Raw genomic sequence first — 18,851 nt, 5'->3', positions numbered from 1 at the left:
TGCGCCATTTAAAAGTAATTCAGGCCTAGCGCCGCGCGCACTTCGCTCATGGTTTGAGCGGCGACTTCACGCGCTTGCTCGGTACCTTCGCGCAGCAACTGCAAAATGTAGCCTTTGTCATTGGCCAGTTCGGCCCGGCGGCTACGAATGGGTTCCAGCATTTCCTGCAATACGGCTTCCAGGCGTTTTTTTACAATGCTGTCTGCCAGTCCACCGCGTGTGTAGTGTGCTTTTAACTCGGCGACCGCTGCTTTATCCGGGTCAAACGCATCAAGATAGGTAAAGGCAATATTGCCCTCTACATGGCCAGGATCTTCAATCTTCAAATGCAAGGGATCGGTGTAGACGCGCTTGACGGCTTTGGTGACTTCGTCTGCGCTTGCACCCAGATTTATCACATTGCCCAGGGATTTACTCATCTTGGCTTTGCCATCAATACCAGGCAAGCGGCCGAGTTCAGGCACCAGCGCCTTGGTTTCAACCAGGATCTCTTGCTTGGTTTGAATGTTTTTATAGGTGCGGTTAAAGCGGCGCACGATTTCATTGGTTTGCTCAATCATGGGAATCTGGTCTTCGCCCACTGGTACCAGCGTTGCTTTAAAGGCCGTAATATCGGCTGCCTGACTGACCGGGTAGGTGAGGAAACCGGCAGGAATGTCGCGCTCAAAATCACGCAGACGTATCTCTTCTTTCACCGTCGGATTGCGCTCCAAACGGGCCACAGTGACCAGGTTGAGGTAGTAAAACGCCAGCTCAGTCAGTTCAGGCACTTGCGACTGGATAAATATGGTCGACAGCTTGGGGTCTATACCGACTGCCAGATAATCCAGCGCAACTTCCACCACGTTGCGATGCACCTTGTCGATATCATCCATATTGTCGGTCAGCGCTTGCGCATCGGCCAACATGACATACTGTTTGTATTCATGTTGGTATTTGACACGGTTGCGCAAACTGCCGACAAAGTGCCCCAAATGCAGCGGGCCAGTCGGGCGATCACCAGTAAGGATGATGGATTTAGTGCTCATTTTTTGTTCTCAGTGTAGGCCGTCAGAATAGTGTTTAAAGCTTATTCCCACTCAATGGTTGCGGGAGGTTTGCCGGAAATATCATAAACCACGCGGTTAATGCCGCGCACTTCATTAATGATGCGGTTAGACACTTTGCCCAGCAGGCTATAGGGTAATTCCGCCCAATGTGCAGTCATGAAGTCGCTGGTGACCACGGCACGCAAGGCCACCACATAATCGTAAGTTCGGCCATCGCCCATCACGCCGACAGACTTGACCGGCAGAAACACGGTAAATGCCTGACTGGTGAGGTCGTACCAAGTCTTACCGCTGGCGGCATCTACGGTATTACGTAACTCTTCAATGAAGATGGCATCTGCACGTTGCAGTAACAAGGCATATTCCTGTTTGACCTCACCCAGAATGCGTACGCCCAAGCCAGGGCCAGGGAAGGGGTGGCGATAAACCATGTCGCGGGGTAAGCCGAGCGCGACGCCCAGTTCACGCACTTCATCCTTAAACAGGTCACGCAATGGCTCCAGCAGCTTGAGGCCTAATTGTTCTGGCAAGCCACCGACATTGTGGTGGCTCTTGATGGTGACCGCTTTTTTGGACTTGGCGCCGCCCGATTCAATCACATCCGGGTAAATGGTGCCCTGTGCCAGGAAGGTGGCGCCTTTGTGACCGGCACCGCTGGCCTTGAGCTTGGCGGCTTCGGCCTTAAACACTTCAACGAATTCTGCGCCTATGATCTTGCGCTTGGCCTCCGGGTCACTGACGCCAGCCAGTTTACCCATGAATTGTGCAGAGGCATCCACGCGGATGACTTTGGCGTGCAGACGACCAGCAAACATGTCCATCACCATATCGCCTTCATTCAGACGCAGCAGGCCGTGATCGACAAAGACGCAGGTGAGTTGGTCACCAATGGCACGGTGTATCAGTGCGGCTGCCACGGAGGAGTCTACGCCTCCTGATAAGCCGAGAATGACTTCTTCATCGCCAACTTGTGCCTTGATTTTTGCAACGGCTTCGGCGATATAGTCACCCATGATCCAGTCTGCCTTGGCCGCGCAGATATCCAGTACAAAGCGCTCAAGCATGGCCTGGCCTTGCTTGGTGTGGGTGACTTCAGGGTGAAATTGCACCGCGTAAAACTTGCGGCTTTCGTCAGCCATGGCGGCGATGGGCGTGGTGTCGTTGCTGGCGATCACTTTGAAACCGTCAGGCAGTTCGGTGACCTTGTCGCCGTGGCTCATCCAGACGTCGATCAGGCCGTGGCCTTCAGCGTTGGTGGCATCCTGAATGTCGCGAAACAGGGCAGAGTGGCCACGTGCACGCACTTGGGCGTAGCCAAATTCGCGTTTTGCACCTGCCTCAACCTTGCCGCCTAACTGCTGCGCCATGGTTTGCATGCCGTAGCAAATGCCCAGCACAGGTACGCCTTGTTCAAACACGGCTTGTGGGGCCTTGTCAGTTTCTTCTTCGTAAACGCTGGCGTGGCTGCCAGACAAAATGATGCCGTCAGCACCGAAATTGCGGACAAATTCATCGGACACATCACAAGGATGAATTTCGCAGTAGACATGCGCTTCGCGTACACGGCGTGCAATCAGTTGGGTGACCTGGGAGCCGAAATCTAGAATCAGGATTTTTGAATGAGACATTTGTTTAGCCACAGAGTGCACAGAGGACACAGAGTCTTAGAGAAGTCATTTCTCTGTGATCTCTGTGTCCTCTGAGGCTTTGATTAAATGGATGAATTCGCGTTTATCAATATGGGTTAATCAATACGGTAATTCGGTGCTTCTTTGGTAATCTGCACATCATGCACATGCGACTCGCGCATACCGGCACTGGTGATTTGCACAAACTCTGCCTTGTTACGCATTTCTTCAATAGAAGCGCAGCCCACATAACCCATGGAGGCACGCAAGCCGCCCATCAACTGATGGATCACGGCAACGACACTGCCTTTATAAGGGACGCGGCCTTCGATGCCTTCAGGCACCAGCTTGTCGGCGTTGGCCGTGCTGTCCTGGAAGTAGCGGTCAGAAGAGCCTTTTTGCATGGCGCCTATGGAGCCCATGCCGCGGTAGGATTTGTAAGAGCGACCTTGGTACAACTCTACTTCGCCAGGCGCTTCTTCAGTGCCTGCAAACATCCCACCCAGCATGACGTTGTACGCGCCTGCAGCAATGGCTTTGGAAATGTCGCCAGAGAAGCGAATCCCGCCGTCTGCAATAAATGGCACGCCTGATTTTTCGAGGGCTTTGGCCACATTGCTGATGGCTGTGATTTGCGGCACGCCGACGCCAGCCACGATACGGGTGGTGCAGATAGAGCCAGGGCCGATGCCCACTTTGACACAGTCAGCGCCATGATCCACCAAGGCCAGCGCTGCTTCTGCCGTGGCAATGTTGCCACCAATCACTTGCAGTTTTGGATAGTGGGTTTTAGCCCATTTGACGCGATCCAGTACGCCTTGTGAGTGACCATGCGCGGTATCTACCACAATGGCATCGACACCGGCTTCAACCAGTGCGGCAATGCGTTCTTCTGTGCCGTCACCCACGCCCACTGCCGCGCCGACGCGCAGGCGGCCTTTTTCATCTTTACAGGCCAGGGGGTGATCTGACGATTTTTGAATGTCTTTAACGGTAATCAAGCCTTTGAGCTCGTAGTTTTCACCAATAACCAGCAAGCGCTCAAGACGGTGTTTATGCAGCAAGCCCATGATTTCTTCGCGACTGGCGCCTTCACGCACGGTGACCAGACGGTCTTGCGGGGTCATCACATTGCTGACAGCTTGATCAAGGTTGGTTTCAAAGCGCAGGTCACGGTTGGTAACAATGCCGACTACCTTGCCGTCTTGCAACACTGGCAAGCCTGAGATTTTTTGCTGTTGGGTGATATTCATCACCTCGCGCACACTCATGGCCGGGTGGATGGTGACCGGGTCAATGACAACGCCGGACTCGAAGCGTTTTACGCGGGAGACGCGAGAAGCTTGCATCTCTACCGACATGTTTTTGTGTATGATGCCCATGCCGCCCAGTTGCGCCAAGGCAATGGCCATGCGTGCTTCAGTGACGGTGTCCATCGCAGCAGATAGCAGGGGAATATTTAAGGTGATGCTCTTGGTAAGCTTGGTGCTGAGATTGACCTCGCGCGGCATCACATTCGAATGTGCGGGAACGAGTAAAACGTCATCAAAGGTAAGAGCTTGTTGCAACAAACGCATGTGAATTCCTTATCTCCAAAATATAATTATACCGATTTCACTTTGCCTTGACAAAGCGTTTTGCGTTTTTGCAGTTCTGTTTGCTGATGTCTGGCATGGTTTGTGCATGAGGCCTTTACTTAACCTTTTTCTAAGCAAGTGTGGGTTTATCAAATGAGAATGACGTTGAGATGGATGTTGATGCTGGGCTTGTGCTGGGCCATGCAGGCTGCGGCCGAGATTTATAAATGGCGCGATGAAAAAGGCATTATGAATTATTCGGATACGCCTCCTGTCGCCGGTCCATCCACGCAAAAAATCAAGGCGACGACGGTGCCAGCGGATACGCCACTGACGCGATCCGACGCCTATTCGCGCGAGCAAATGAATCCGGCCAAACAGAAAATGCCCGAGAACTCAGCCGGGCAGAATGCGTCCCCAGAAGCTGAAGCGCTCAAGGCGATGGAAGCGCGTCAAAAAGCCCAAAATTGTGCAGCAGCCAGAAGCAACTATCGCAACTATGCCGTGGGCGGCCGCATGCAGAATGTGAACGAGAATGGTCAGCGCGAATATCTGTCAGATGAGCAAATTCGTCAGGGGCTGGCAGCCGCGCAGCAAGAAATCGACGAAAATTGTCCACCCGAGTAATGCATCTTGATGGTGTTGATCAGAAAGCCTGCAGTTTTGTCAGTGCGCTGAATGGTGCAATACGTAATTAACGGGAATTGGCCCGCTTGGTCGTGGCTGTTTTCTGTTTAGTGGCACGCTGACGGCGCATTTCTTTGGCGTTCGCAATCAGCGGGCGATAAATTTCTATCCTGTCCATCGCTTTTAGTGGCCTGTCGTGGCTGACTTTTTTGCCAAAAATGCCTAAGGGTAATTCTTTGCTTGCGGTAATCTGGTGTTGTTCCAGAATGCCTGACTGTCGCACGGCCGCGATTGCGGTGGTGCCGGGCGGCACCACGAGTGTGATCAGCGTTTGCGACGTTGGCAGCGCATAGACCACTTCTATATTAAGCATCCCGGTGAGTTCTTCTGGCATGGCTGGCGTGACCGGTTTGGTCATTACTTGAGTTGGAGCTTGCCAGCCTGTTTGACAAAGCTGTCGACGAAGGTGTTGGCAATATGGCTGAACACCGGCGCAATCATGCGTTCAATCAGGCCGTTGGCAAAGACATATTCAAGCTTGAATTCAATTTTGCAGGCATCTTCACGCAGTCTTATAAAGTGCCAGTGTCCACTCAGTTGCTTGAACGGGCCATCCACCAGCGTGATTTCCATGCGGTGCGGGAACTGTTTGTGGTTGCGTGTTGTAAAGTGCTGCTGTATGCCGTGGTAACGGATGTGGATGGTAGCCTGGGTCACGGTATCCGTACGCTCGATGACCTGGCTACCGCCACACCAGGGTAAAAAGTCAGCATAAGTTTCAACGGCATCGACCAATTGAAACATCGCTTCACACGAATGCATGACCAGCACGGTTTTTTCTACTTGAGCCATTGCGTCAGAACGAAAGTCGGTTTTGGGTTAAAATGCTATTTTAAGTGATTTAAGCCCGCACAGCAGCGTTATGACTATCGCGCAAAACAAAAAAGCGTTTTTTGACTATTTTATTGAAGAAAAGTACGAAGCCGGCCTCGTGCTCGAGGGCTGGGAAGTCAAGGCGATACGCGATAACCGTACCAACCTCAAGGAATCCTACGTGGTGGTCATGCGTGGGGAGTTGTACCTGATCGGTTGCCACATTACGCCGCTAGGCTCGGCATCCACCCATGTGCGTCCCGATGCGATCCGTACACGCAAATTGCTGCTGCACCGCGAAGAGATCGACAAATTGATCGGTAAGGTCGAGCGTGCAGGGTACACATTGGTGCCGCTGGACATGCATTTCACCCGCGGACGGGTAAAAGTGCAAATTGGCCTGGCTAAAGGTAAAAAACAACACGATAAGCGCGATGCTGAAAAAGAGCGCGACTGGAAGCGCGAGCAAAATGCGCTGATGAAAAACAAGATGAAGCGTTAAAAGTGACGCGAAATCAAGTGCGCTTAGCAAAGGCGAATCTTTAGAAAAGGGTTAAGTTTTTAAAAGCGCCTGCAACACGGCCGGAATCATCCCTGGCAAATCTTCTGCAATCAATCCCACTCCAAATAAACGCGCGGCTTGCGCATGCATCCAGGTGGCCGCCGCACATGCTTCGAATGCGGGCATGTCTTGTGCCAACAGACTGGCAATCATGCCCGCCAGCACATCGCCAGCGCCTGCAGTCGCCAAGGTCGGTGGTGCCTGTTCGTTGATCAACACCCGGCCTTCCGGTGTGGCAATAATGGTGTGGGCCCCTTTGAGTAAAACAATCGCCCCGCAGGTTTGTGCCGCCGTCATTACTTGTGTGATACGGGTGGGTCTATCATGCGCCGCACTCATTCCAAAAACGCTTTTGAACTCGCCTTCATGCGGGGTGAGCACGCAACTTGCACGTATTGCTTGCTTGAGGGTGTCTGCCTGACCGGCAAAGGTTGTCAGGGCATCGGCATCGATCACCACCGGTTTGCCTGTGGCTAACATGGCCAGGGTGGTGAGTCTGGTGTCTTGTGAGAGACCTGCCCCGGGGCCAATTAAATAGCAACTCACGCGGGTGTCTTCAAGCAGTGTCTGTAATTCTGCGGTATTCGCATAGGGTTTCACCATCACGCTCAATAGCGCGCTGGCATAAATAGGCAGTGCGATCGCTGGTGCCGCAATCGCTGTCATGCCTGCCCCGCATCTGGCTGCCGCCATTGCCGCGAGGCGGGCTGCGCCAGTGACCGGGTAGCCACCCTGGATCAGCACATAGCCGCGGCTATATTTATGGCTTTGCGCATGCGGTTGCGGCAATAATGGTTGCCACAGGGCTGGAGCGTTTGTTTGAGTGTCATACATCATTGAATTGTATGCGTAAGCGCAGGCCTTGGCGAGTCTCTGCCAGATTTAATGCCTGACTTTCATTGTGGGAGAGGGGGCTTTACGGTAAAATGTTCTCCCGTCTGTAACAATCTCAAAGTACCTGATCCATGACCAAATATGTATTCGTAACCGGCGGTGTTGTTTCTTCTCTTGGAAAAGGTATCGCGGCCGCCAGCCTCGGCGCCATTCTCGAATCGCGTGGCATTAAAGTGACCATGCTGAAACTTGATCCCTATATCAACGTTGACCCCGGCACCATGTCGCCATTTCAGCACGGCGAAGTGTTTGTGACCGACGACGGCGCGGAAACCGATCTCGATCTTGGCCATTACGAGCGCTTTATCAGCAGCAAGATGTCCAAGCGTAACAACTTTACCACAGGCCAGATTTACGAGACGGTGATCAAGAAAGAACGCCGTGGCGAATATCTGGGTAAAACCGTACAGGTCATTCCGCATATTACCGATGAAATCAAGGCACACGTGAAACGTGGTGCTGAAGGCGCGGATGTGGCGATTGTCGAAGTGGGCGGTACGGTCGGCGATATTGAGTCCTTGCCGTTTCTGGAAGCGATTCGTCAGATGGGGATTGAAGAGGGCAGAAACAACGCCTGTTATATCCATCTGACCCTGTTGCCATGGATTCCAACCGCAGGCGAGCTGAAAACCAAACCCACCCAGCACTCGGTGAAAGAATTGCGCGAAATCGGTATTCAGCCGGATATTTTGATGTGCCGCGCCGAGCGTGAAATCCCTGAAGACGAAAAACGCAAGATTGCCTTGTTCACCAATGTGGCTTTTGAGGCGGTGATTAGTGCCATTGATAGCGATTCGATTTACAAAATTCCCGGCCTGTTGCACGCGCAAATGCTGGATGAGATTGTTTGCCACAAACTGAATATTCTGGCCAAAGCAGCGGATTTGTCTGCCTGGCAAAAAATTACTCACGCGCAAGCCAATCCCAAAGAGATTGTCGATATCGCATTTGTCGGTAAGTATGTCGATTTGACCGAGTCATACAAGTCGCTGACCGAAGCGCTGATACACGCTGGTATTCATACCGAGTCCAAGGTCAAGATTCACTACATCGATAGCGAAGACATTGAGAAAAGTGGCACCGATAGTCTCAAGGGCATGGATGCGATCCTGATTCCTGGCGGCTTTGGCGTACGTGGTACCGAAGGCAAGATTGCGGCCATTCGGTATGCGCGTGAAAACAAAGTGCCTTACCTGGGTATCTGCCTGGGCATGCAATTGGCAGTGATTGAGTATGCGCGTAATGTCGCAGGGCTTAAGGATGCGAACAGCACTGAGTTTAACCCTGGCACCGAGCATAAATTGATTGGTCTGATTGACGAGTGGCAAGATGCTTCCGGCAAGATCGAGAAGCGTGATGAACACTCCGATCTCGGTGGCACCATGCGTCTGGGTGCGCAAAGCTGTCCGATTGTGCCGAACACGTTGGCCGCCAGCATTTACGGCAGCGAAGTTAATGAGCGTCACCGTCACCGCTATGAAGTCAACAACCACTATGTGGACCAGTTGAAAGACGCCGGTCTGGTCATTTCTGCACGCACGCCGCGTGAAGAATTGTGTGAAATGATTGAGTTGCCACAGTCTGTGCATCCGTGGTTTGTCGCGTGCCAGTTCCACCCCGAGTTTACGTCTAACCCGCGTGCGGGTCATCCATTGTTTAAAGCCTATGTGCAGGCTGCGCTGGCACAAAAAGCATCCAAAAAATAAGGAATGTTGAATGAAATTATGTGGTTTTGACGTTGGTCTCGAACATCCTTTGTTTCTGATCGCTGGCCCCTGCGTCATTGAATCCAAACAAATGGCAATTGATACGGCTGGCCAGTTAAAAGAGATGGCTGCCCGCGTGGGGGTGCCATTTATTTATAAATCTTCTTACGACAAAGCCAACCGTAGTTCGACCAAGACTTTCCGTGGTTTTGGCATGGAAGAGGGCCTGAAAATTCTGGACGAAGTGCGTGCCCAGGTCGGTGTACCGATCTTGACCGACGTGCATACCGAAGAACAGGTGCCTCATGTGGCCGCGGTGGTGGATGTGTTGCAAACCCCGGCTTTTCTGTGCCGTCAGACCGACTTTATCGTCGCTTGTGCCCAGTCTGGCAAGCCGGTCAATATCAAAAAAGGCCAGTTTTTAGCCCCTGGTGACATGAAACAAGTGGTCAACAAGGCTAAAGAAGCCAACGGTGGTGCCGACAATATTATGGTTTGCGAACGCGGTGCTTCGTTTGGCTATAACACGCTGGTTTCTGACATGCGTGGTTTGGCGATTATGCGTGAAACACAGTGTCCAGTGGTATTTGATGCCACCCATTCTGTCCAGCAACCAGGCGGGCAGGGCGAGAAGAGTGGCGGTCAGCGTGAGTTTGTGCCGGTGTTGGCACGTGCAGCGGTGGCGAGTGGTATTGCCGGCGTCTTTATGGAAACCCATCCTGACCCGAGCCAAGCTTTGTCTGATGGCCCGAACGCCTGGCCCTTGGGCAAAATGGAAGACTTGCTGCACTTGCTGGTCGATCTCGACAAGCTGGTCAAAAAAGCCGGTTTCGCAGAACAAACCCTATAATTTTTTTCATCTTAGATAAGGATAAATCATGAGCGCTATTGTAGATATTATCGCCCGCGAGATTATGGATTCCCGTGGCAACCCGACGGTTGAAGTCGACGTTTTGCTGGAAAGCGGGGTGATTGGTCGTGCGGCAGTGCCTTCAGGCGCATCTACCGGTACCAAAGAAGCCGTGGAACTGCGGGATGGCGATAAAAGCCGTTACCTGGGCAAAGGCGTATTGAACGCGATTGAGAACGTCAACACGGAAATTACCGAAGCGATCATTGGCCTGGATGCTGAAGAGCAAAGTTTTATCGACAAGACGCTGATTGAACTGGATGGTACCGAGAACAAAGACCGTCTGGGTGCAAATGCGATTTTGGGCGTGTCTATGGCCTGTGCACGTGCGGCGGCTGAAGAAAGCGGTTTGCCACTGTATCGTTACCTGGGTGGCTCTGCGTTCATGCAATTGCCAACCCCTATGATGAACATCATCAACGGTGGTGCACACGCAGATAACTCTGTGGATATTCAGGAATTCATGATTGTGCCAGCGGGCTTGCCAAGCTTCCGTGAAGCCTTGCGTGCGGGTGCAGAAGTGTTCCATGCACTGAAGAAAACCTTGCATGCCAAAGGCTTGGCGACAACCGTGGGCGATGAAGGTGGTTTTGCACCTAACTTGCCTTCCAATGAGTCTGCCTTGCAGCTGATCATGGAATCCATCGAAGCGGCTGGCTATGAGCCAGGCAAAGATATTTACCTGGGTCTGGATTGCGCCAGTACCGAATTCTACCGTGATGGTAAATACCACCTCGAGTCTGAAGGCGCTGCACTGACCTCTGCCCAGTTCTGTGACTACCTGGCTACCTTGGCCGACAAGTATCCTATCATCACCATTGAAGATGGTATGAGCGAGTTTGACTGGGAGGGCTGGGACCTGTTGACACAACGCTTGGGTAAATCCACACAGTTGGTCGGCGATGACCTGTTTGTGACCAACCCAAAAATCCTGCGTGAAGGCATCCAGAAAGGCGTGGCCAACTCTGTGCTGATCAAAGTCAACCAGATTGGTACCTTGACTGAAACTTTCCAGACCATCGAGATGGCAAAACGTGCCAACTACACGGCCGTAGTGTCACACCGCTCTGGCGAAACCGAAGATACGACGATTGCCGACATCTCTGTGGCGACCAATGCCTTGCAAATCAAGACAGGTTCCCTGTGCCGTTCAGAGCGCGTTGCCAAGTACAACCAGTTGCTGCGTATTGAAGAAGAGTTGGGCGATGCCACCAGCTACGCTGGCTTGTCTGCTTTCTATCAGTTGTTCAAATAACTGATTTTGGGCCACGGTGCGTAAACTGACAGTTGTATTAGTGGTCCTGATTGCCCTGCTGCAATATCCGTTGTGGCTGGGCAAGGGCAGTTGGTTGCGCGTATGGCAATATTCACAGCAGATTGAGGCGCACCAAAAGCGTAACGATTATTATCGGCAACGCAATGAAACACTGCGCGCTGAAGTGCGCGATCTCAAGCAGGGACAGTCTGCGATTGAAGAGCGGGCACGCAGTGAGCTGGGCCTGGTGAAGCAGGACGAAGTATTTTTTCAGGTGATTCAGAACAAGTCTTCAGCCAGCAAGAGCCAGACCGACGCTGCAGCCAAGCCAGCAGATGCAGCGCCTGTGATCCCGGCGCAGCCGCCACAATAAAAAAGGCGCTTCAAGCGCCTTTTTTATTTTTATTGACCTAGTAGATTAGGGCAAGGCATACGGTAATTCTTTAAACAGCAAGGGCTGACCTTGCCAGAGAATCTCTTTGGCCTCCAGCCGGCATTCTGCCAATACCCACCAGCCGCCACTCAAGGCATCGGGCGAAACGCGCACCAGTTGACCCGCGTCTTGTGTCTGGGCATCCTGCAAGGTGTCGCCTGCCAGTGGGACTTGGGCGGTTTTAGGCAGCTGTGCCAGCAATGTGCGGCGCTTGACCTTGCCCAGATAGTGCGTGCGGGCAACGATCTCCTGGCCGGTATAGCAGCCTTTCTTAAAGTTGATGCCATTTAATGCATCCAGATTGACCATTTGTGGGACAAACTGTTCTTTAGTGGCTGGGTAGACTTGCGGAATCCCCGCCTGAATTTCCAGCGTTTCCCAGTGAGCCGTGCTGCTAGGGGTGAAGGTCGCGCGCAGCGATTGCCAAACGGTTTCAGCCTGGTCGGCAGCGACAATCAGCTGGGCGCGTTGTTGTGTGCCAGCGTCAGCGAGGCGGATCAGAGTCCCCAGCTCTGTTTGCGCCAGTTGATGCGGATCGGCGGGCAGGCCAGTCAATGTGCTCGCAAGCGCATCACTCGCCAATCCCAGGCTGTACAGGCGTTCACTGGCATCCTCTACCACCACCTTGCTGCGGAGTACATACATGCGCAAGCGTTTCACCAGGTCTGGCACCAAGGCACGCGGGCATTGCAAGTAAATGACGTCCTCAACAGTAAAGGTGTAAAACAGCGCCAGCAAGCGGCCTTTGGGCGTGCAATAACCATTGAATTGCGCACCTTGGACGAGCAGTTTAATATCATTGGTGACCTGGCCCTGCAAAAAGGTCTGGCTATCTGCACCGCTGATGGCGATCAGGCCATTGCCCGACAGGTCAAATAGTTGCGCAGAGGCCTTTTCTATGGGGAAGCTGGTTTCACCTTGTGAATTGAAGTGAGCCCCTTGCGAGATTAAAAACGTTTGCCATGCGGTGGCTGGATTGGACATAACTCGGTTTTCCTTCTGGGCCAGAGTCGCTTGCGCGGCTTTGCCCTGGTTCATGCAATGAAAAAAACTATTTTATCAACTGAAATTGATCTGCGCTTGCGACCATCATATCTTTTATGGGGCTGGTGGTGCTTATTTTCAATGCTGGTGATGGCCTGCCTGTGGTGGAAATTAGCGTTTATCTGGGCGGCAATTGCGACGGCTGTCTATGGTCTGGCAAGCGGCTGGCACTGGACGCAACTGGCGGCAACGCCTTGGAAACACAGTATCCAGAGCGTGCGTGTGGATGTGTATGGGCAGATGGCTGTCGTGAACCGGGCGGGACAGGTCTATCAGGTCAGCGTGCTCCCTGACAGTGTGGTGCATCCGTGGTGCCTGGTCTTGCATCTGCAGATGCTACCGCTGCATGAGGCTGCGCCTGAATCCATGCCGCGCACGCAGCGTATGCTACTGCTCCCTGACCAGGCCGACAGCGCAAGCGTAACGGCTTTGCGAGTCTGGTTGCGTTGGGGCAGGCTTGAATAGCTCATACTGAAAAGTGATGGCCGTGTGCGATATGGTGCTAGTGTTAAACAAGCGCCTCCCCCTCAATTTGGTCAATCGCTTGCCTGGCGACTGCGTAGACTGCTATGTTGCGTTGTGAGCGCATCAGGGCGATGCCATACAGCAGGGTCGCGTTGCTTCAGAGAAAAGTATAGCCACTTTTGTAGATGGTCATGTCTTCGGTTTTTCTGCACTTTTGGCCTGGAATGTTAGAGGGGCGCAGCGTTAACGGTTATTGAAAATGGTTGTCGTGAGCGACGGTCTCGCTTTTTACAAAAAATTTGGATTGAATCTCACGACGGTAAAGATGCAGGTTCTGCTTGATTTGCCGCCAAGGATGATGGCTCGCATAGGTGGCAAGGATGCATAAGCCCGCCAGGCTTGCCAATAACCAATCCAGCGGTAAGGGGGCAATATCGCGACGAGCCGGTTTTTGTTCCTTCATGGCCTTGAGTACAGTATAAGTGCTGTCCCCCTTGATGAATTTTGCACCAATTTCTTTGGTCAGGCTTTCCAGATACTCGGTGGCCAATTTGGAGACGTAGCGGTCATGGTCACCAAATGCGACGTTATCATCGCGCACGCCCAAGGTGCTTTCGGAAATCTGTGCGATACCAGGCTGCATGGCAAAACTCTCGTTAGACCAATAGCCAATGACCTGGTTATCCTGGCTCAGTTTGGGAATAGCCATGCCTTCTTCGGTGCCGATGCCAACAAACAGCCAATCATCGCCACCTTGAAACTCATCAAGGTTTTTAGTGTTGAAGGCATGCAGTTTGGGCGCTTCTTCGCCATCGGTAAAATACAGCACTTGTGCGGGCTCAGGCATGGCGCGGACCACTTTTGCAGTCACTAACAGGCTTTCGCGTACCCGGCTGTTGCCAGACCACGCCATACGCCAGTCCAGATGGGCAATGGTGTCCTGGATCGCGGCAAAGTTACGGCATACCTCAATGGGCGCGTACATGGCGGCGACCGAGTTGCCGGCAAACATGCCGACGCTAACTTTGGTGCCACAGGGCAACGAAGCGACCACTTCATGCATCATGTTTTGCATATAAGCCATGCGCGTGACTTTTTTGCCATGCAGCATCATGTCCTCTGCATTCATGCTTTGCGAGATGTCTGCAACCAGAAAATAGGCATAAATATTATGCTTGAATGGGATGCTGGGCCGCAAAATTGCCCCCAGCAGCAATATCAGCGCCAGCGCCAGCAGGGTCGTGTCGCGATGCTTGATAAAATGTCTTAGCCAGATTTTCATGCCATGCCAGTCAATATATTCAGAACCAGAGCCATAGGGAATCGCCGCCTGTTATGGCAGTCCGTTGGGAATGTTGCCCATGATCAACCCGGGATTGTCAGATTCGCCTACACCTGGCGTGGGTTTTTCTGGCAGCAAGCCCAGGACACGGTCATAGTTGCGGCGCGTGCCCCAGTTGCTGTTATCCGCTTTGAGGGCTGATTTATAAGAGGTGGCCGCTTGCGACAGCAGGTATTCCATTTCATCACGCGTGCTGTTGTCGTTGCCACCCGTCATTTGGATTGCACGCATGAAAAACATATTGCCCACATTGTGCAAGATGGCCGCGCGCTGACTGGGATTAGCTTGCTCGATGAGCTTGGTAAACAAGAGCGTCGATTCTTTGTAGCGTTCATTTTTGCCTAACCAGTAGGCGACCGCATACTTGGCCTCAAAGCTTTGCTGGTCCGTTTGTGGGCTTTTAGCTTTCGCGACGGCTTGATTAAAGGCTTCGACTTGCTTGATGCGTTGCCAGCTATAAGTAATGGTACCTGCGGCCACGGTAGCGACCACGACCAGTCCAATCACGAGTTTATTTACGCTGAGCGCCATGTATGAATCTCCAAATATTTAACCGCCAGCAAGAGTGCAATCATGACGAAAGCCACCCAGTAACACACATTGGTGTAATCATGGCCGGGAATTTTTTCCAGATATTGAATCGGTTTTTTTTCTTTGCTGTTGATGTCAGCAATTGCCGCTTCAAGTGACTTGGGATCTGCGGCCTCATAGGCACTAAATGGCGTGCGCAGCGTCTGGAAGAACTGATACAGCAACACTTCAGATGGCATGGGGCCGTCGTAGCCACTGGCAGTGTATTTGGGGTCGAAGATGGTAATGCCGCCTGGCTGGCGCAATACAATCCAGTACAAGCCGATGTTGTAGCGTTGCAGCCAGTCACGCAGCTTCTGTTGCACCATGTCACTGACGCGTCCTGCACCATCAGAAATCAGAATAATCACGCGAGAGCCGGAGTCCGGCATATCCTTGAACAATTCAACCGCACTGGTCAAACCGCCGCCAATATTGGTTTGAAACAGCGAGTTGCCGGCAGTCGCCTGAATGGCAGACAAAATTGCTTCTTTATTTTCAGTCAGGGGTAACACATACATGGCTGAGTTACTAAAGGTAATCAGGCCCATCATGTCGTTTTGGCGGCTTTGCACAAATTTGGTCATGATGCGAGCGGCCGCGACTGACTTGGTTTCACCGACATTGCCATCTTTATCTCCGACAAACGGGTCGTCCATACTCGCGCTACGGTCCAGCACCAGGCCGATCTGCGCGCCTATGCCAGTCCGCTCGACCTGTTGCTCCAGGCTATGTGGCCCGGCCAGGCCCAGAATAATGAATACGATGCTAATGACCGCCAATACCTTGAGTAAAAAACCGATGGTTTTGGACAGCGGATCCGGCGGCAACAAGTTTACCCATGAGTAATGTTTGCTATGGGAGCGTTCCAGCAATAATGGTAACAGCGCCAGGGGCAGTGCCCACAATAGCCAAGGATGGGTAAAAGCCATTATGCGTGTACCTCAGGCTTCAAACCGCGCTCGCAGTCGCGCATATGTCGACAGAATTTTTTCAGCCATTCACGTGGCGGGATGCCCAGCTCCAGTGGTGTACTGGCATCAAAAAATACTTGGCGAGATAAGGCAAAAAAACGTTCAATTTCTGGCCTGACAGGGGCAAAGCCAGGTTTTTGCTGCAAGAAATGCTCAATCCCGTTGCCAAATACGCTGTGCCCTGCCACTTGATGTAAGGCTTCATGAAGCGTAGAAATCGCCTGTTGCAGACCTTGCGCGTCATCCGGAAATTTGCCGAGTTTGCGGTAGGCTTTGGCAAAGGCACCACCCATACGCGGTAACCAGGTATTGGCCGCCAGAATATAGATTAAGCCCAACAAGCAGATGGCCAGCACAGCCGCCGCCACCTTTAGTGCCAGCCATTCTTTATCGGCATGCAGTTTCAAGGGCGCTACAAACGGGCTCATTTCATTCTTCAGGTTGACTTCGCCATAGACAGAGAGGGGCGAGGTCCTGAAGTTAAACGAAGGCATGCGGAATTGCTTGATGTCTGGACTGCCTTGCTGGCGTAGCTTGACAATTTCGCCTCTGAGGATGGCGGGTTTAACCACGCGACCAGATTTGAAGACCTGATATTCCAGATGTATCGTATACACGGTCTGCTGCGGCTCATGGGCTTCTTCCATGTCAATGGCCGTCAACTCAATGCCAGAAATCTGGCCGCGGTAACGGTGCTCATAACCGACAATCGGTAGCGACTCCTTGATCAGTTCGTAGGGTTGCTTGACGGTCAGGATCATGGTCCGTTGCAGCTTGTCACCGACGAAAAAGCCGGCATCGCGGGTCGGGTTGATTTCCTGGACACTGACAAATTTATTGTCAACGGATGGCAAAATCACATCAGCAACACTGTTGAGCGCGGCAGCCAATAGGCTGGCCGCTAACACTAAAGATAAAAAATGGTGGCGCGCTTTCATGGGTCGCTTTCCTCAGGCAGGCACGTATTGATGGAAGTATTCGGTCAGTAAATCAGCGTCGAATTGGTCTTCCACAAAAAACGGCTGCATATCAAATCTCATAAAAATATCTTCAATGGCCTGGCGTCTGGCCGCAAACGCTTCCAGGATGCGCTGACGGTAGGAGGCGCGTAAAAACAGGGTGCGACGCTCGCCGGTTTCCGGGTCATTGATACTGGTGATGCCAAACTCCGGCAATTGCTTGTATTCTGTGCTGTTCCATAACACCACGGGCACAATATGATGACGCAGCATGAGCACCAGCGCGGCTTCCAGTTGTTCCAGTGGCATATGAAAATCAGACACCATGAAAATCAGGGATCGCTCGCGTGGCAACAGCCTGACGCTTTCCAGCAGGGCGGCGGCACCGACCTCATTGGGTAAATGGTTTTCAAGGCGGTCAGCCAGGTCAAACATGCTGTGTGGCCGTGAAGACAAGGTAGACAACCACGCGTCATGCAAGGCATCATCAAAGCCAATAAAGCCAACCGGATCCGTGTTGCGGCAGGCCGATTGCGCGACCGAGCGGGTGATTTCAGCTGCAGTCACCAGTTTGGTATGCGGTGTACCGTATTGCATAGAGCCCGACATATCACACAAGACAAACACAGGTGTGGCGCTTTTCTGGTTAAAAATACGCACATACACCTGCTCCATGGGGTCGCGTATGGTTTGGCGGATGTCAATCCGGCGCGGGTCCGGGTAGGACAACAGCGTGGTGTGACCGCGAAACTCCATCCCCATGCCACGCTGATTGCTCTTGTGGCGGCCAGGGCGGCGTGAGCGCGAGCGCCAGCCGATGTGGTAGCTGAATTCCTTAATTGTCTGCATCACTTTTCAGCACTCGTTATTTTGTGAATCCGTACGCCATCAATTAAGGGGCAGCGATCGCGTGAACGATGCCAGACAGCAATTCGCGCGCGATTTCCGTCCGGCGCATTTCGTAGACCGGGCTAAATACCAGACGGTGGGCAATGGTTTCGTGGAACACCGCATGGATATCTTCCGGGACCACCGCAGTGCGGTTATTGAGCCAGGCATTGACGCGGGCCGCACGCAACAGCATGCCCATCCCGCGTGGGCTGGCACCGCTCAGTACCAGACGCTTCATGTCTACGTTGGAGACCTTGATGCCATAGGCCACCGGATCTTTGGTGGCGAGCCAGAGGTCAAGCGCATATTTGCGCAGGGCAGGGCTGGCCTGAATATTTTCTTGGATCACCTTGGCAAAGCTGTTGAGCTGGTCAAACTGGAGAATATCGGCGGGTACATTCGAAATCAGTTGGTCGACATCATGAAAGCGGGTGTCAAAAATCAGGGATTCCATAATGTCGTGTGCAGGCGGCACCACGATTGGAATTTCCATCATGAAACGGTCACGTGCAGCCGAAGGAATATCAAAGGTTTCTTCACGCTCTACCTGGTTGCGGTCAGCAAACACCAGCATGTGCGGGAAGTGGTGTTCTTTGTTAAACGCGGTCAGTGTCCGCTCCGCCATCACACGCAACATGAGGGAGTGCACTTGTGGCCGCGCGCGGTTGATCTCGTTAAAGAAGAAGATCGACAAATCCTGGCCCGACATCAGCAGCGGACCGGGGCTCACATGAGGTTTGCCGTCTTCGCCCAAATAGGTGTGATACACCAAGTCATTAGGCATCAGGTCGATGGTGCCTTCAATCCGCTGGTAGCCACCGCCAATGCCACGGGTGAATGCGCGCAGCAAGGTCGTTTTACCGACGCCCACGTCACCTTCCAGCAGCACGTGACCACGCGCAAACACAGCCGTGGTAATCAGGCGTACCGGGGTTTCCTGACCGACGACGACTTTGTTGACTTCTGACTCGAGTGTGAGCGCATGGGTACGCCAATCGTTGAGTTGTTCTTGCATGCCTGATTTCCTGATGATTTGAATGTATTAAGTGATTTTGATTGTAACTAAATTGTAACTTTAACGGAGTGAAAAAT

Annotated in this window: 20 protein-coding genes; 7 read left to right on the top strand and 13 right to left on the bottom strand. The window is 52.6% G+C overall.

The window, feature by feature from the left end:
* Positions 1-8 precede the first annotated feature (8 nt).
* The 3 genes from trpS to guaB form a co-directional block, all read right to left on the bottom strand.
* Positions 9-1,028: a tryptophan--tRNA ligase gene (trpS, locus tag ACT53C_RS13085; RefSeq protein ID WP_338654440.1), complete on the bottom strand. Its 1,020-nt coding sequence runs from the start codon at positions 1,026-1,028 to the stop codon at positions 9-11.
* A gap of 41 nt (positions 1,029-1,069) precedes the next feature.
* Positions 1,070-2,677 (bottom strand): glutamine-hydrolyzing GMP synthase, encoded by a 1,608-nt coding sequence (gene guaA / locus ACT53C_RS13080; RefSeq protein ID WP_476146689.1) that lies wholly within the window; start codon positions 2,675-2,677, stop codon positions 1,070-1,072.
* Between the two features lie 116 nt (positions 2,678-2,793).
* Entirely contained in the window at positions 2,794-4,254 is a 1,461-nt protein-coding gene (gene guaB, locus ACT53C_RS13075; RefSeq protein ID WP_194747867.1) for an IMP dehydrogenase, read from the bottom strand.
* Positions 4,255-4,413: 159 nt separating this feature from the next.
* Here guaB and ACT53C_RS13070 point away from each other — a divergent pair, with 159 nt between their 5' ends.
* Positions 4,414-4,881 carry a DUF4124 domain-containing protein gene (locus tag ACT53C_RS13070; RefSeq protein ID WP_275355541.1) on the top strand — a complete coding sequence of 156 codons (468 nt, stop codon included), beginning with the start codon at positions 4,414-4,416 and terminating at the stop codon, positions 4,879-4,881.
* 67 nt (positions 4,882-4,948) lie between these two features.
* Here ACT53C_RS13070 and ACT53C_RS13065 read toward each other — a convergent pair whose 3' ends face one another.
* The gene (locus tag ACT53C_RS13065) at positions 4,949-5,299 is read right to left on the bottom strand and encodes an RnfH family protein (protein ID WP_476146687.1); all 351 of its coding nucleotides are present in this window, start codon (positions 5,297-5,299) and stop codon (positions 4,949-4,951) included.
* Complete coding sequence (locus ACT53C_RS13060) at positions 5,299-5,733, bottom strand: type II toxin-antitoxin system RatA family toxin (protein ID WP_194747861.1); 435 nt, start codon at positions 5,731-5,733, stop codon at positions 5,299-5,301. Before ACT53C_RS13060 ends, ACT53C_RS13065 begins: the two co-directional genes overlap by 1 nt.
* 70 nt (positions 5,734-5,803) lie before the next feature.
* On the opposite strand from ACT53C_RS13060, the gene smpB reads away from it, so the two are divergent.
* Positions 5,804-6,256, top strand: coding sequence for an SsrA-binding protein SmpB (smpB, locus tag ACT53C_RS13055; protein WP_194747859.1), 453 nt, complete (start codon positions 5,804-5,806; stop codon positions 6,254-6,256).
* Positions 6,257-6,307: 51 nt separating this feature from the next.
* Here the strand turns inward: smpB and ACT53C_RS13050 are convergent, their stop codons facing one another.
* Positions 6,308-7,153 carry an NAD(P)H-hydrate dehydratase gene (locus ACT53C_RS13050; protein WP_228518739.1) on the bottom strand — a complete coding sequence of 282 codons (846 nt, stop codon included), beginning with the start codon at positions 7,151-7,153 and terminating at the stop codon, positions 6,308-6,310.
* Between the two features lie 128 nt (positions 7,154-7,281).
* Here ACT53C_RS13050 and ACT53C_RS13045 point away from each other — a divergent pair, with 128 nt between their 5' ends.
* From ACT53C_RS13045 to ftsB, 4 genes are read left to right on the top strand one after another with little or no spacing between them, the layout of a single operon-like run.
* A complete protein-coding gene (locus tag ACT53C_RS13045) occupies positions 7,282-8,916 on the top strand; it encodes a CTP synthase (protein ID WP_194747857.1) in 1,635 nt (544 codons plus the stop codon).
* Positions 8,917-8,926: 10 nt separating this feature from the next.
* On the top strand, positions 8,927-9,766 hold the full coding sequence (kdsA, locus tag ACT53C_RS13040; protein WP_476146684.1) for a 3-deoxy-8-phosphooctulonate synthase: 840 nt from the start codon (positions 8,927-8,929) through the stop codon (positions 9,764-9,766).
* Between the two features lie 28 nt (positions 9,767-9,794).
* Positions 9,795-11,081 carry a phosphopyruvate hydratase gene (eno, locus tag ACT53C_RS13035; protein WP_194747853.1) on the top strand — a complete coding sequence of 429 codons (1,287 nt, stop codon included), beginning with the start codon at positions 9,795-9,797 and terminating at the stop codon, positions 11,079-11,081.
* A gap of 16 nt (positions 11,082-11,097) precedes the next feature.
* On the top strand, positions 11,098-11,454 hold the full coding sequence (gene ftsB / locus ACT53C_RS13030; protein WP_476146682.1) for a cell division protein FtsB: 357 nt from the start codon (positions 11,098-11,100) through the stop codon (positions 11,452-11,454).
* Positions 11,455-11,499: 45 nt separating this feature from the next.
* On the opposite strand, the gene ygfZ is transcribed toward ftsB, so the two are convergent.
* Positions 11,500-12,498 carry a CAF17-like 4Fe-4S cluster assembly/insertion protein YgfZ gene (gene ygfZ / locus ACT53C_RS13025; RefSeq protein WP_476146680.1) on the bottom strand — a complete coding sequence of 333 codons (999 nt, stop codon included), beginning with the start codon at positions 12,496-12,498 and terminating at the stop codon, positions 11,500-11,502.
* A gap of 57 nt (positions 12,499-12,555) precedes the next feature.
* On the opposite strand from ygfZ, the gene ACT53C_RS13020 reads away from it, so the two are divergent.
* Entirely contained in the window at positions 12,556-13,023 is a 468-nt protein-coding gene (locus tag ACT53C_RS13020) for a hypothetical protein (protein WP_476146678.1), read from the top strand.
* 250 nt (positions 13,024-13,273) lie between these two features.
* On the opposite strand, the gene ACT53C_RS13015 is transcribed toward ACT53C_RS13020, so the two are convergent.
* From ACT53C_RS13015 to ACT53C_RS12990, 6 genes are read right to left on the bottom strand one after another with little or no spacing between them, the layout of a single operon-like run.
* On the bottom strand, positions 13,274-14,305 hold the full coding sequence (locus tag ACT53C_RS13015) for a vWA domain-containing protein (protein WP_476146676.1): 1,032 nt from the start codon (positions 14,303-14,305) through the stop codon (positions 13,274-13,276).
* A gap of 51 nt (positions 14,306-14,356) precedes the next feature.
* A complete protein-coding gene (locus tag ACT53C_RS13010; RefSeq protein WP_476146674.1) occupies positions 14,357-14,896 on the bottom strand; it encodes a hypothetical protein in 540 nt (179 codons plus the stop codon).
* Entirely contained in the window at positions 14,881-15,867 is a 987-nt protein-coding gene (locus ACT53C_RS13005; RefSeq protein ID WP_476146672.1) for a vWA domain-containing protein, read from the bottom strand. Before ACT53C_RS13005 ends, ACT53C_RS13010 begins: the two co-directional genes overlap by 16 nt.
* Positions 15,867-16,847: a hypothetical protein gene (locus ACT53C_RS13000; protein ID WP_476146670.1), complete on the bottom strand. Its 981-nt coding sequence runs from the start codon at positions 16,845-16,847 to the stop codon at positions 15,867-15,869. The genes ACT53C_RS13005 and ACT53C_RS13000 overlap by 1 nt, the downstream gene beginning before the upstream one ends.
* Positions 16,848-16,859: 12 nt before the next feature.
* Positions 16,860-17,717 carry a DUF58 domain-containing protein gene (locus tag ACT53C_RS12995; protein WP_476146668.1) on the bottom strand — a complete coding sequence of 286 codons (858 nt, stop codon included), beginning with the start codon at positions 17,715-17,717 and terminating at the stop codon, positions 16,860-16,862.
* A gap of 43 nt (positions 17,718-17,760) precedes the next feature.
* Complete coding sequence (locus ACT53C_RS12990) at positions 17,761-18,774, bottom strand: AAA family ATPase (protein WP_476146666.1); 1,014 nt, start codon at positions 18,772-18,774, stop codon at positions 17,761-17,763.
* Positions 18,775-18,851 lie beyond the last annotated feature (77 nt).

The sequence above is a fragment of the Methylophilus sp. DMC14 genome (genome assembly GCF_056314085.1).
This window is presented reverse-complemented; position numbering and strand designations above follow the sequence as displayed.

What these genes read in the sequence shown, in the direction of transcription:
- trpS (WP_338654440.1), bottom strand. Translation starts at nt 1,028, where the DNA reads ATGAGCACTAAATCCATCATCCTTACTGGTGATCGCCCGACTGGCCCG.
- guaA (WP_476146689.1), bottom strand. Translation starts at nt 2,677, where the DNA reads ATGTCTCATTCAAAAATCCTGATTCTAGATTTCGGCTCCCAGGTCACC.
- guaB (WP_194747867.1), bottom strand. Translation starts at nt 4,254, where the DNA reads ATGCGTTTGTTGCAACAAGCTCTTACCTTTGATGACGTTTTACTCGTT.
- ACT53C_RS13070 (WP_275355541.1), top strand. Translation starts at nt 4,414, where the DNA reads ATGACGTTGAGATGGATGTTGATGCTGGGCTTGTGCTGGGCCATGCAG.
- ACT53C_RS13065 (WP_476146687.1), bottom strand. Translation starts at nt 5,299, where the DNA reads ATGACCAAACCGGTCACGCCAGCCATGCCAGAAGAACTCACCGGGATG.
- ACT53C_RS13060 (WP_194747861.1), bottom strand. Translation starts at nt 5,733, where the DNA reads ATGGCTCAAGTAGAAAAAACCGTGCTGGTCATGCATTCGTGTGAAGCG.
- smpB (WP_194747859.1), top strand. Translation starts at nt 5,804, where the DNA reads ATGACTATCGCGCAAAACAAAAAAGCGTTTTTTGACTATTTTATTGAA.
- ACT53C_RS13050 (WP_228518739.1), bottom strand. Translation starts at nt 7,153, where the DNA reads ATGATGTATGACACTCAAACAAACGCTCCAGCCCTGTGGCAACCATTA.
- ACT53C_RS13045 (WP_194747857.1), top strand. Translation starts at nt 7,282, where the DNA reads ATGACCAAATATGTATTCGTAACCGGCGGTGTTGTTTCTTCTCTTGGA.
- kdsA (WP_476146684.1), top strand. Translation starts at nt 8,927, where the DNA reads ATGAAATTATGTGGTTTTGACGTTGGTCTCGAACATCCTTTGTTTCTG.
- eno (WP_194747853.1), top strand. Translation starts at nt 9,795, where the DNA reads ATGAGCGCTATTGTAGATATTATCGCCCGCGAGATTATGGATTCCCGT.
- ygfZ (WP_476146680.1), bottom strand. Translation starts at nt 12,498, where the DNA reads ATGTCCAATCCAGCCACCGCATGGCAAACGTTTTTAATCTCGCAAGGG.
- ACT53C_RS13020 (WP_476146678.1), top strand. Translation starts at nt 12,556, where the DNA reads ATGAAAAAAACTATTTTATCAACTGAAATTGATCTGCGCTTGCGACCA.
- ACT53C_RS13015 (WP_476146676.1), bottom strand. Translation starts at nt 14,305, where the DNA reads ATGAAAATCTGGCTAAGACATTTTATCAAGCATCGCGACACGACCCTG.
- ACT53C_RS13010 (WP_476146674.1), bottom strand. Translation starts at nt 14,896, where the DNA reads ATGGCGCTCAGCGTAAATAAACTCGTGATTGGACTGGTCGTGGTCGCT.
- ACT53C_RS13005 (WP_476146672.1), bottom strand. Translation starts at nt 15,867, where the DNA reads ATGGCTTTTACCCATCCTTGGCTATTGTGGGCACTGCCCCTGGCGCTG.
- ACT53C_RS13000 (WP_476146670.1), bottom strand. Translation starts at nt 16,847, where the DNA reads ATGAAAGCGCGCCACCATTTTTTATCTTTAGTGTTAGCGGCCAGCCTA.
- ACT53C_RS12995 (WP_476146668.1), bottom strand. Translation starts at nt 17,717, where the DNA reads ATGCAGACAATTAAGGAATTCAGCTACCACATCGGCTGGCGCTCGCGC.
- ACT53C_RS12990 (WP_476146666.1), bottom strand. Translation starts at nt 18,774, where the DNA reads ATGCAAGAACAACTCAACGATTGGCGTACCCATGCGCTCACACTCGAG.